A 12356-nucleotide genomic window follows, 5' to 3' on the forward strand; every position below is an offset into this window, starting at 1 on the left:
CGAGAGGTGGATCGCTGGCCTTCCTAGTTATATCAAGGCTTATTTGCCGATCTCACTCTGCGAAAGTTGAGTAATAAAGTAAAATGGTGATGTAATTCCCTTTCATTAATGGATATCCTGATAGCTAAGTCTTTCGTTCGTAAAACAAAATCTTTGACACCGATAAATTCAGATTCAGCAATCAAATAGAATTGAGTTCCCTTTTTTATCCCTCTAAAATTATGCTTTAGCATATAAATCTTCATGATCCCACCATGGCTACCCCCTTTTAGATCGATTGATAGAATGCTTCTATAAACGGACTTATGTTGAATAAAGGACTAAGACAATAATGTATCGTATGTAAAAAAAGCCTCTCGACCTATTGTAACTTGTACTTTATCTTTTATCAGCTGTTTGAAGGACACTATCGTCGGAGTTTACTTGTGTTTTGTCTTTCATCCCTTGAATGAAGGACACTTTCATCGGAGTTTACCTATGTTTTGTCCTTCATCCCCAATTCAAATACCGCCTCCACTTCTTTTTCAAGCTCACCGATTAGCGGGAAGTCGTTACGATATTTTGATATTGCCTTAACAATGCTTGCATAATACCAATGTTGTTCACGTTTTCCGCGGCTGAAACGTTCCCAGATTTTCTCTCCCTGTGCAGTTAGATCTGCATGAATGCTTCGCAAATTATGTAATTTATCTGCAGTAATGATTTTGATTTCTTCTAAATCAGCATGTTTCAATGCTTCGATCGTATGCTGTTTTCTTTGTTCCCAAGGCAAGCTTTTGTCAGGTTCAGTTGCCGCAAGGACAAGGTTGGCAATTCTCATGCCAAATGTCTTTTCTAAATCCTCGTATGTAACAGAAGTGTCTTCAATTGTATCATGCAAAATGCCGGCTGCGATGACATCATCTGAACACCGCTCTTTTTGCAGGAGCATGCCGACAGCAAATGGATGTGTCATATATGGAATGTTTGTTGCTTTTCTCTTTTGCCCATCATGTGCTGCTGCTGCGTAGTTAATCGCTTGTTCAATTATCCTCATCAATTTCCTCCTCGTTTATTGCCTATTCTTAGCTGTTTTCCCTGCCTATATGAACCAATATGCTGTTTCATCTTTCATTTTACCCTCTTCTACTTCCATTTTTGTATATTTTCATGCATTTTACTTCATAAGGAATTGTTATGACACACTGTCATTTTTCATCTTGACTTATGACACTGTGTCATATATAATTTGTTTGTGCTTGATTATGACACGGTGTCACTTTGATATGAAGGAGAGTCATTATGCCTAAACAAACGTTTTTTCACTTACCTAAAGACAAACAGGACATCTTAATCCACTCTGCAAAAGAAGAATTTTCGAGGGTGCCATTACATGAAGCATCGATTGCCAATATTATCAAACATGCGGGAATCCCTAGAGGCAGTTTTTATCAATATTTTGAGGACAAAGAGGATTTGTTCTTTTATCTATTAGACCAACTAGCCCAAAAAAATCATGAGCGGTTTATATCCACTTTGAAGGAGAAAGAAGGTGATTTATTTGAGACGTTTACTGGAATCTTCAAATTTATGGTTCAGAGACACAGAGAAGCTGAACACAAAAACTTTTTTAAAAATGTCTATTTAAATATGAACTATAAGCAGGAAAAAACATTAGCAAACAGTATTTACCAGGAGAATCAGAAAAATCAGTATTTGAGTATGATTAACTTAATTAATCGTGAAAAATTGAATATTAAAGATGAACGAGAACTTCATCAAGCTATAAAAATTCTCAGTGCTGTTACCTTTCAAAATCTGATTCAGGTATTCGTAAAGGATTCAACGAATGAAGAAGCTTTGCAAAATTATATGGATCAAATGGAACTGCTAAAAAGAGGGCTTCAAAAGGAAGAGCTCTAATGAAAACACTTGGTGGAACAAAAAAATCGATTGATTTGAAAAAGTTTGTTGAAAGACTTAGGAAACAAGGAATCCATGCACAATTATGTAAACGACCTGCCCTCCCAAACAAGTCGAATAAAGAATGCATGAGTAATCCTTGATGAAATCTTATAGAATAAGGGGATAGATAGATGGAAACAGATTTACAACAAAAGAAACCGCCCTATTTAATGATTGCGATTTTATTTGTCGGAGCGTTTGTCTCTTTTTTAAATAACTCGCTTTTAAATGTGGCACTGCCTTCGATGATGGTCGATTTAGATATTAAAAATTATTCAACAATCCAGTGGCTTGCGACTGGTTATATGCTTGTCAGCGGTGTGTTAATTCCAGCGTCAGCCTTTTTATTAACACGGTTTTCGAACCGCAGCTTATATATAACATCGATGCTCATTTTCACATTAGGTACTGCGTTAGCATCCTTTGCCCCAAACTTTGGTGTCTTGCTTACCGGGCGTATGATCCAGGCAGCAGGTTCTTCCGTTATGGGACCGTTATTGATGAATATTATGCTTGTCAGCTTCCCGCGTGAAAAACGTGGTGCAGCTATGGGGGTTTTCGGTCTAGTCATGATTACCGCCCCTGCCATTGGACCGACATTATCAGGTTATATTGTCGAGCATTATGACTGGCGTTTACTGTTTGAAATGATTTTACCATTAGCTGTTATTACCCTATTATTAGCGATTTGGAAGCTTGAAAACGTCATGGAGCAAAACAAAAATGCAAAGCTTGATTACGTATCAGTTGTCTTATCTTCAATCGGTTTTGGCGGTTTGCTATATGGTTTCAGTGCGGCAAGCTCAGATGGCTGGACTGATGCCATCGTCTTAACGACTCTTATTGTTGGAGCGATTGCTTTATTCGCCTTCATCTATCGTCAATTTAAAATGGAGGAACCATTATTAGATTTACGTGTTTATAAGTACCCTATGTTTGCGCTTGGTTCTGTGATCGCCATTGTCAATGCGGTCGCGATGTTCTCCGGGATGATCTTAACACCGGCGTATGTGCAAAATGTCAGAGGCATTTCACCGCTTGATTCAGGGCTAATGATGCTGCCTGGTGCGATTATAATGGGACTGATGTCGCCAATTACAGGTAAACTATTTGATAAATTTGGTCCGCGTATCCTTGCTGTAATAGGTCTTGCAATTACCGCCGTGTCAACTTACATGTTAGCACACCTACAAATTGATTCTAGTCACACCTATATAATACTTGTTTACACATTGCGCATGTTCGGGATGTCAATGGTGATGATGCCGATTATGACAAACGGTTTAAATCAATTACCAACACGATTAAATCCCCATGGTACAGCTGTTAACAATACTGCCCAGCAAGTCTCAGGTTCAATCGGCACAGCGGTCCTTGTGACAATTATGAACTCAGTAACAAAAACAGAAGCTGAAAGCCTAATGACTGGTATTGATCCGACAACAATGACAACAGCTGCTCAAGCGTTGTTAACACAGAAAGCTTTATTAGCTGGTATCCAATATTCCTTCTATGTTGCATTAGGAATTAATATTTTAGCTCTCCTTTTAGCTCTCTTTGTGAAACGTGTTGATACTAGTAAAGAAGCAGTTAGGAAGTTGAATCAGCAAGGGAATAAACAGATGAAGGCTGAGACGGTTTAATGAAACGAACTTGGATGTAGAAACATAAGGAAGTTTTCACTTATAAAGAGGTCGATTCCTTCAAAGAATCGACTTTTTATACTATCAGAGAGTACAAGATTTTATGGATGATAGTTTAAGAAAAACTAAGGCTTTCGCCATTAGGACTTTGCGATAAGCCAAGTTTTTCTAATTATTTTTTCAGTTTTATCATCAGCTTCCCCCCATAGGGGTTTCTTTGTTATTTATTTTGCAACAAGAATGAGGAATTTTTAAAGTAGTGCATGCACGAAGGCAGCAGATCCAAAAATTCAACATTAAAAAAACATAAATTTCTCGAGGTATTTATCGTTAAATTACTTTTAATGTTAATTTTTCAATACTAAATTTGAATGATCTATTGTGATCAAACACCAGTATTACCCATCTCCCTTAATATCCTTTAACGTTTTTCAATGAACTATTAAAGCAAAATTAGGATCATTAAAATAAACAATCTCGGATATAATTTTACAGCCATGAATATTCTTGAAAGCTTCTCTCGCTTCCTCTTTTGTGTCAAATTCGAACATTTTAATCGTTTGGTTTGAATAAACAGTTATTATCCACATAACGATCCCCTCATAATAAATATTTTTTGATTAGCGGATGATTCCGATTCTACAAGTAATGTCCAAGTTTGAAGGAACTTATATGCATAGAACTATTAATTTTGTATTCTCTTCTTCTATTAAAATACGATGGAACAGCCCCTAACCTGTTTTAAAAGCTCAAAATTCAAACCAATTCTAATCTTCAACTCTTGCTTATCTACATAATGATCATTAAATAGACCGAGTAGAGCCAAAACTTATGGATTTGGCTTTGCTCATGATTTGCATTAACAATAACATTTCTTGAAAGAAGTCTGTCCATGCTACAGAAGAGCTGCATCCAGATCTTTCACTAATTTATTGTAAACAGCAATAGAAAGTGCGATATCTAAGACACCGGATCCGACACTTTCATAGAGCGTGATTTCTTGCTCATTTTCTCTTTTTGGAATTTTTCCCGTTAGCACATCTCCCACCGTACCTGACACTTTGTCTTTGGTAATCTTTCCTTGTTCGAATGGAATCAAAATATCACCGGCGGCTTCCCATAAACCCTCAACGTGTTCCGTGATTACTTTATCCGATTTCACTACTGTTTCTGTATCAATTTCCTGCATAAAAGAGGTAAAAGAACCAATCGCGTTGATATGTGTACCTGGTTTGACTGAACTTCCTTTAAATACAGGAGTGAGTGAGGTAGTACAAGTACAGATAATATCAGAGAATGACACGCACTCGTCAGCCGTTTTAGCCGCAATGATTTTATATGGCCGATTTTTGATCTTTTCTATTCTTTTATTAAAACTTTCTACTCGTTCAGGATTAAGATCATACACGTAAAGTTCCTCAATAGGTCGAATTTCTTGGATGGCCAATACTTGAGAGAACGCTTGGAGTCCTGAGCCGATAATTCCTAGTTTGTTGGCATCTTTTCTTGCCATTAAGTCAGTAGCGATTGCTGCACTGCCGCCTGTTTTGATGGCAGTCAGATAGTTCGCATCAATCAGTGCTTGAAGTTCGCCAGTTTCAGCTGAATATAAACTGATTTTAGAGATTGTACTAGGCAGACCTTTTTTCAAATTCCCATGGAAAACAGATGAGAATTTTGATCCGAAGAAAGGTTTGTTCGTACAATTAGCGACTAACCATTGTCCCACATTTTTTTCGCCGCGAATAGGCATAAAAATACGGTTTCCTGCATGAATTTTCCCTTCAACACAATCTTCATAAGCCTCCTTGATAACAGGGAGAACAAATTCCATATCAAGTATATTTTGTACTTGTTCTTCTGTAAATTGTCGCATAATATCCTCCTTAGATTTATTAGGCACTCCTCAAGTAATCACACGTATTGGTTCACCTGAATGGAGTATCTATTGCCTGAACCATGCTTTTAAAACTCATATCTTATTACTCCTATGCTTTTTATTCCATATTCATTAAATATTTCCACCTGACCAATTTAAAATTTGTATAACTTTGATGGATTTTGGTGAAGTTTTTGTACAAGAATCAATTACTACTAAAATTTCTGAAAACTTTTCCAAATATTATATATTCACTCTAATATTCAAAAACTCCCTTATGCCCAAATATCTCCTATACTGAATCCGTTAGGAAAAGGATCCGTTGGATCAAGTACATAAGTGTTAAATCCAGTAATCCATGCCTGTCCTTTAACAGTTGGTACGACAGCTTTATAGTCACCAATTTTAACCTCATCAACAAGACGACCATTATATACTGTCCCTAAAATCCCTTCATGTCGGAAATCTTGATTCATTTTCAATTCACCCTTCGCATACAAGGTAGCCATCTTTGCACAAGTTCCAGTCCCGCAAGGACACCTATCCAAAGCACCTGTCCATGTAGAAGGGTCATTCCAGTCAAGATCTCCAGAAGCAACATTTACGACATTTTTCCAGTCAGCTTCCGGATTAGAAGAGGGCCCTGAAAGCTGGGAAATCGTTATTCCAACCCCTGGATAATCTGGATGTTCTACGGGTAATTGCTCCTGAGCTGCCTTACGTATCATAGATGAAATACGGGCAATTTCATGTCCATGTTCAGGAATAAGTTCAAGCCCTTCAAACTGACGAACATCAGCAATAACATAGAACATCCCTCCCCATCCTACATCCACCTTTACTTTTCCTAAATGAGGTACATCAATTTCTGCATCGATATATGGTGCAAAAGCCGGAACATTCTTAAATGTTACGTTCGTCACTTTACCATTTGAACATTCTGCTTTTACACGAATAAGTCCAGCAGGTGCTTCAAGTGTTAGCTCAGTAACTGGCTCCTTCATTGGCAGCATGCCCGTTTCCAAAAGTACTGTAACAACAGCTATGGTATTACCACCAGACATAACTGGATACTCAACCTGTTCCATAATAATGTAACCTGCATCCGCTTCAGGATGTTTAGGCGGGACGATAAGGTTACAACAAAGAGGAGGATACCCCCTCGGTTCCCTTAACATAAGCATTCTTAGCTGGTCATCGTTTTCCTGGAGCCAACGCATCTGCTCATATACTGTATTTCCAGGTATATTAGGAACTCCTCCAGTAATGACACGCATTGGTTCACCTGAATGAGTATCTACTGCGTGAATCATTCTTTTAAAAGCCATATCTTATCACTCCTATAATTCTAATCAAATATTTATTAAATATTAACTTCTTGTCCAATCCCTAAATTTTTGGCTTTTTTATAAACATAATTACCAATAAGGCATCGAACAAGGCCATATTTACCGTTTTGAATATAATAAGACTGTCATTTCTCGGTACTTTTGTTTTCACAGATAATAAATCGGATAAAAGGATAACCTGATGATCTTCAACCCAACCTTTTTCCATCGGGTCTATAATATCACCACATTCTATTTTTCCTTATTCCGAATTAAAATAATAATAATCAGCTTGCTCAAACAAAGTTTACGGCAATTCTCTCATATTACTTTTGTAAGATCCTACCCCTACAACTAACTTATTTTTATAGAGCTCCATATCGTCTGGAAGGACTGGAGAGACTATTGTGATGTAGTTGCAGTAATAATGATGTCTGAATTTCGAACCAGCTGAGATTTATCCGTAATTGGTATAATCTCTGCTTCTTCCATTGACAGGGAATTTTCGACGTCTTTTTCTGAAAGTAATAACAAAAAAACGCCTCCTTTCTACAAACATCATTTAAACCGACTTTCTCATAGGACTAGGTTTACTGCTAGGTTTGTTTAAAGCACTTGTCTCTGCCAGAGTCATATTCTTGGTCTCTGGAGCCATCACAAGTGAAATGAGAAACCCAAGAAAAAATAGGGCTGCACAACAGTACATGGTAACTTCAAGCCCGTACTTAGCCAAGATCATGGGAAACAAAAGTGTACTCAGAGAGGCACCAATTCTACTCACGCCTGTGCCAAATCCTACAGCTGTTCCTCTAATTTTTGTCGGAAACAACTCATTTGGATAAATCCATTGGTGGATATTCATACTTGTGTTAAAAATACCGTAAATGACAAATAACGTAATGGTGACGGCAAATGACAACTGCCAGCTTGACGTTATACCTAATATCACTAAAATAATCGAAGAGACTAAAAATGGCCAAATGAGTACCGGTCTTCTTCCTATTTTATCTACCAGATAGACTGCCGGCAATAAACCGACTAAATAGAAGAGGCTCATAATTGCAGCACCCAGATACTCCCTGTTTCCATCCGCAAATCCAAATCCCCCTAATACTTGAGGGATGTAGGTAGCAATCGCAAAGGCAGGAGCCACTTGAAGCGTCCAGAACAGCGCGATAAACAGAGTCCATTTTCCATATCCGTTTTTAAACATGTCCATAAATGACGTCTTTTCTTTCGTTTCGAAGGAATCGGAGAGGACCACATCATTTCCAAAGACCCCTTGAATAATAGCGTTGGCTTCTTTTTCTTTTCCCTTGCTTGCCAGCCAGAGAGGGGATTCTGGCATCCTCAAGCGGGCCAGCAAAAGAATGATCGCCGGAATTGCACTGCTTGCCAGCATCCAACGCCAGCTGTCGTCACCTAGAGCCAGCATCCAATACCCTACCAAATATGACGCACCGTAGCCAACATACCACAGTGCGATTAGTCCACCAAGTAAGACACCCCGCTGCTTACGAGGGGCAAACTCCGCCATATACGTAGCGGAAATCGGATTATCAGCCCCTACCGCGAATCCTAAAATAAAGCGCCAAATAATGAGCTGCGCTGGGTCAGTCACAAAAAACTGGGGAATCGAGGCAAGGACAAAAAGGGCTAAATCGAGAATAAACATCGTCTTTCGTCCAATAATGTCCGTCAAGTAACCCCCAATGATTCCGCCAAAAAACATCCCGACATACATAGCCATTGCGATCATACCAACCAGGGTTAACGACATATCAAACTGGGGCTGCAAAACTGCCAGGGCTACTGCGATGATTCCAATAATGTACCCGTCAATAAAGGCTCCTCCGCCGGTGTAGAAGAACATTTGAAAATGAAATTTACCTAAAGGCATTTCTTCCAGTGTACGTGTTCTTTTCATAATTCCCCTCCATAATACTGAATATTTAAAATTTTTCTTCTCTACCCCATTTTTTTACAATTATGCTTCATACTAAATAATTTCAAAAAATCCTAACTTCCTACCTTGAAATCTGTTCCGGATAAGTTGAATCCACCAAATGGGTAACATACCTGTAACATACCAATGAGAGCGTCCGTTACATCTCTGTTAAAATAGGTTTTACAGTACATTCGTTCATATGCGCTTTATTGAAAAGGAAGAATTCTTCCTCATTCCAGGGTAGAATCTGCTGAAACCGCTTCCAACTCATTTCAAAACTGGCCTGTTCAATCTTCTAAAAAGGTAACTTAAGATGTTATGAGCATCTCCTAATGTAATCCATTGAAATTTGTTGTTTCAATCCTTCCTAATCATTAGGAACTTCTCATACCTTTATATTTTTTGAAAAATCTGAAATATTAAATCTTACGAGGACGAACGGATATCATAATTATTAGTCTTTCAAATTGAAAGTAACACCAAAGTAGGAATATCTAATTATCATAAGAATTTTACATTATTTAACACCCATAAAGATTAACCCTCACTTCGATTCTTTATAATAACAACTAATTATAAAGTGAGGGTCTTTCTCACAATAATTTAATAATCTTCTATATTGAATTAAATTTTTTGAGTATGCAATTTCCCTTGACTAAATAATTTTAAATAATCGTAACTTCCTGCCTTAGAGTCTGTTCCGGATAAGTTGAATCCGCCAAATGGGTGTACACCGACAAGTGCGCCCGTTACATTTCTATTGATATAGAGGTTTCCGCAGTACATTCGTTCAATGGCTTGTTCAATACGCGCTTCGTCGGTTGAGAAGAATCCACCTGTAAGGCCGTAATCGGTATTGTTGTAGATATCGATCGCTTCCTCCCAGTCCTTGGCTTTTGCAATCGCCAGCACCGGACCAAAGATTTCTTCCTGCATGATCGTGCAGTTCGGGTCTGCATCAATGAAGATGGTTGGATGAATGTAATACCCTTCATCACTGCCTGTATCTCCACCCAAAACGAGTTTTGCCTCTTGTTTTCCAATTTCAATGTATTTTAAGATGGTATTATAGGCTTTTTGGTCGATCACTGGCCCTATAAAGTGGTTCTCTTCCCCGTTACCAATGGTGAGCTCTTTCGTCAATTGAACCACTTTCTCCACTAACTCGTCATACACGCTTTCCACAATGATGGCTCTGGATCCTGCCGAACATTTTTGCCCTTGGAAGCTGAAAGCCGAGGAGACAATTGATTTTGCCGCTGCTTCTAAATCTGCCGTTTCATCGATCACAATTCCGTCTTTACCGCCCATTTCCGCATTTACTCGCTTGATCCACTTTTGGCCTTTCGCCGTTTTTCCTGCAAGCTCATTAATATGAAGACCGACATCTTTAGATCCTGTGAAACTAATGAAGCGTGTAAGCGGATGTCCAGTAATAAAATCTCCCATGACGGATGAATCTCCAGGAATAAAGTTAATGACACCTGCTGGCAGGCCGACTTCTTCCATTAATTCTACAAATTTATAGGCAATTACGGGTGTAACAGAAGCTGGCTTCAGAAGAGTCGTATTCCCTGTCACCACAGCTGATACTGTTAAACCAACACAAATAGCTAGTGGGAAATTCCAAGGCGGAACGATAAAACCTACTCCTAATGGAATGTATGTCAGCCTGTTTTTCTCGCCCGGAATACTTTTCACGTAATGAGTATCCTCTTCCAATTGAATCATCGATCTTCCGTAGTATTCCATAAAGTCAATCGCCTCTGACACTTCCGCATCAGCCTCTACATAATTTTTCCCAGCTTCAAGAATTAAGACAGCGGAAAACTCATGGCGTCTTTGTCTCATCAGGTCGGCAGCTTTGAATAGATACTTAGCACGTTTCTCAGCAGGAACTCCTTTCCAGGAAGCAAAAGTTTCTGTTGCTGTCTGGATTGCTTTCTCCGCCATCTCACGGTCCACTTTGCTCACATATCCTACGATTTCCTCTTTCTTTCCGGGGTTAATTGACGTCAGTTTATCTTCGGTGTAAATTTTTTCTCCCCCGATGATTACAGGATAATCCTTTCCTAACTCCTTTTTGAAAGAAGAGATGGCTTCCTTAAGCGCCATTACCTCACTGTCGATTGAAAAATCTGTATCCGGTTCGTTCTGAAAAGTATCGAGTTTAAGAGTATCAAGTGTTTTGGTCATTTTATTTCCTCCTAGTTTATGTTTCTATTTAAATGTATTTTTTAAAACAAAGGCCACATTTTCAGGACGTTCTGCGAGTCTTCGCATGAAGTAACCAAACCAGTCTACGCCGTATGGTACATACACGCGTACTTTATAGCCCTGGTCAGCCAGTTGTTTTTGCAGGTCATTGCGAATTCCATATAACATCTGAAATTCAAATTGGCTTGTTGGAATGCGATATTCCTCCGTAAATTGAATGATCTTCTTGATCATAACGTCATCATGTGTAGCGAGACCAGCGTAATTTCCATTCAATAAATGCTTTTTAATGATAGTTTCATAGTTTTTATCCACATCAGACTTTTTAGGGAAAGCGACGTCAGAAGACTCTTTATAAGCACCCTTTACCAGTCGTAAATTAGCCTTATAGTTGTTTAAGTCATTGATATCCTCCTCGGTTCTATACAAATAGGCTTGAAGTACTGTCCCGATGTTGTCATAATCTTGTCTTAATTCTTTATAGATGTCTAAGGTCAATTGACAGTGTGAATAATCTTCCATTTCAATTCTGACAAAATTCCCATATTCACTTGCCCGATCGAGAATTTGCTTTAAATTCTCGATGCATAATTCTTTGCTTATATCAAGCCCCAATGACGTGATCTTAACAGACAGGTTACTGTCAATGCCTGACCGATGAATGGCATCTAATGTTCGTATACAGTTTCTGGTAGCCTCTTGTGCGGCTTCTTCCGTAAAAACATATTCCCCTAAATAGTTCAACATAGCAACCATGCCATTTTGATTGATCCTTTGGACACAAGCTACAGCTTGGTCAATGGAATCTCCAGCCACAAAGCGTTTAGCCCCAAATTTCAACCCGTATTTTTTTGCCATTTTATTGGCCATTTTGTTTTTAGCAAGTGTCTGAAAGGAATTGCTGAGTAATTTCTCCATTGTAGATTACACCCCATCCAAAATTCTCTATACTTTTCGACTCTTACAACCAATGTGGATGCTCCCATAAAGCTAAATCCTTACCAATGCCTTTTTCTTTAGCACTTTTGTAGACGCGATATGCCTCCGATACATCGTGGATAGACATCCCGATTGGATTAAATAATATTTTTTGCTTAGGACAATCTCTACCAGAAACCTTACCATTGATGATGTCTCCTAGATTATGAACATCCTCTTCAGCCAGAACACCATCTCGTACCGCACGGTAACTCACGTCAACACCATGATGCTTCACATGTTCGAAATCATCCACGACTACTTTATCATAATGAACTAATTCTTGCGGATCAGTGTCCCAAAATGAAATTTCGGAGTGGAACGCTCCTTCTTTTAGCCACTCTCCCTCAATAAAGTTTAATTTTCTCGCTAATACTCGTGTATTCTCCAAATTTCACTAACACCAAATAGTAATCTCA

The 12356-nt window shown here is 38.5% G+C and carries 11 protein-coding genes; 3 read left to right on the forward strand and 8 right to left on the reverse strand.

The genetic code is table 11. The features are described 5' to 3' along the window. Positions 1-475: 475 nt before the first annotated feature. Complete coding sequence (locus Q1B07_RS24660) at positions 476-1036, reverse strand: HD domain-containing protein (protein ID WP_299094909.1); 561 nt, start codon at positions 1034-1036, stop codon at positions 476-478. Between the two features lie 245 nt (positions 1037-1281). Here Q1B07_RS24660 and Q1B07_RS24665 point away from each other — a divergent pair, with 245 nt between their 5' ends. The 3 genes from Q1B07_RS24665 to Q1B07_RS24675 are packed head-to-tail and all read left to right on the forward strand — an operon-like array spanning position 1282 to position 3587. Beyond that, a complete protein-coding gene (locus Q1B07_RS24665; RefSeq protein ID WP_299094911.1) occupies positions 1282-1902 on the forward strand; it encodes a TetR/AcrR family transcriptional regulator in 621 nt (206 codons plus the stop codon). Next, positions 1902-2045, forward strand: a complete 144-nt coding sequence (locus Q1B07_RS24670) for a hypothetical protein (protein ID WP_299094913.1) — start codon at positions 1902-1904, stop codon at positions 2043-2045. Before Q1B07_RS24665 ends, Q1B07_RS24670 begins: the two co-directional genes overlap by 1 nt. Before the next feature lie 30 nt (positions 2046-2075). Further along, positions 2076-3587 carry a DHA2 family efflux MFS transporter permease subunit gene (locus tag Q1B07_RS24675; RefSeq protein ID WP_299094916.1) on the forward strand — a complete coding sequence of 504 codons (1512 nt, stop codon included), beginning with the start codon at positions 2076-2078 and terminating at the stop codon, positions 3585-3587. A gap of 895 nt (positions 3588-4482) precedes the next feature. Here Q1B07_RS24675 and Q1B07_RS24680 read toward each other — a convergent pair. From Q1B07_RS24680 to Q1B07_RS24710, 7 genes are all read right to left on the reverse strand, one after another. Further along, positions 4483-5463 carry an ornithine cyclodeaminase family protein gene (locus tag Q1B07_RS24680; RefSeq protein ID WP_299094918.1) on the reverse strand — a complete coding sequence of 327 codons (981 nt, stop codon included), beginning with the start codon at positions 5461-5463 and terminating at the stop codon, positions 4483-4485. A 278-nt stretch (positions 5464-5741) separates the two neighbouring features. After that, entirely contained in the window at positions 5742-6794 is a 1053-nt protein-coding gene (locus tag Q1B07_RS24685) for a proline racemase family protein (RefSeq protein ID WP_299094920.1), read from the reverse strand. A gap of 402 nt (positions 6795-7196) precedes the next feature. Next, entirely contained in the window at positions 7197-7328 is a 132-nt protein-coding gene (locus tag Q1B07_RS24690; RefSeq protein WP_299094923.1) for a hypothetical protein, read from the reverse strand. 28 nt (positions 7329-7356) lie between these two features. Further along, the gene (locus Q1B07_RS24695; protein WP_299094925.1) at positions 7357-8721 is read right to left on the reverse strand and encodes an MFS transporter; all 1365 of its coding nucleotides are present in this window, start codon (positions 8719-8721) and stop codon (positions 7357-7359) included. Between the two features lie 645 nt (positions 8722-9366). Next, positions 9367-10938: an L-glutamate gamma-semialdehyde dehydrogenase gene (gene pruA, locus Q1B07_RS24700; RefSeq protein WP_299094927.1), complete on the reverse strand. Its 1572-nt coding sequence runs from the start codon at positions 10936-10938 to the stop codon at positions 9367-9369. A gap of 24 nt (positions 10939-10962) precedes the next feature. After that, complete coding sequence (locus Q1B07_RS24705) at positions 10963-11877, reverse strand: proline dehydrogenase family protein (RefSeq protein ID WP_299094929.1); 915 nt, start codon at positions 11875-11877, stop codon at positions 10963-10965. A 43-nt stretch (positions 11878-11920) separates the two neighbouring features. Beyond that, a complete protein-coding gene (locus tag Q1B07_RS24710; protein ID WP_299094931.1) occupies positions 11921-12328 on the reverse strand; it encodes a hypothetical protein in 408 nt (135 codons plus the stop codon). Positions 12329-12356: the final 28 nt, after the last annotated feature.

The sequence above is a fragment of the uncultured Metabacillus sp. genome (assembly GCF_947503125.1).
Lineage (GTDB): Bacteria > Bacillota > Bacilli > Bacillales > Bacillaceae > Metabacillus.

Excerpts from the sequence above, each read along its gene's own strand:
- Q1B07_RS24685 (WP_299094920.1), bottom strand. The coding sequence starts at position 6,794 with ATGGCTTTTAAAAGAATGATTCACGCAGTAGATACTCATTCAGGTGAA.
- Q1B07_RS24695 (WP_299094925.1), bottom strand. The coding sequence starts at position 8,721 with ATGAAAAGAACACGTACACTGGAAGAAATGCCTTTAGGTAAATTTCAT.
- pruA (WP_299094927.1), bottom strand. The coding sequence starts at position 10,938 with ATGACCAAAACACTTGATACTCTTAAACTCGATACTTTTCAGAACGAA.
- Q1B07_RS24670 (WP_299094913.1), top strand. The coding sequence starts at position 1,902 with ATGAAAACACTTGGTGGAACAAAAAAATCGATTGATTTGAAAAAGTTT.
- Q1B07_RS24680 (WP_299094918.1), bottom strand. The coding sequence starts at position 5,463 with ATGCGACAATTTACAGAAGAACAAGTACAAAATATACTTGATATGGAA.
- Q1B07_RS24705 (WP_299094929.1), bottom strand. The coding sequence starts at position 11,877 with ATGGAGAAATTACTCAGCAATTCCTTTCAGACACTTGCTAAAAACAAA.
- Q1B07_RS24665 (WP_299094911.1), top strand. The coding sequence starts at position 1,282 with ATGCCTAAACAAACGTTTTTTCACTTACCTAAAGACAAACAGGACATC.
- Q1B07_RS24660 (WP_299094909.1), bottom strand. The coding sequence starts at position 1,036 with ATGAGGATAATTGAACAAGCGATTAACTACGCAGCAGCAGCACATGAT.
- Q1B07_RS24675 (WP_299094916.1), top strand. The coding sequence starts at position 2,076 with ATGGAAACAGATTTACAACAAAAGAAACCGCCCTATTTAATGATTGCG.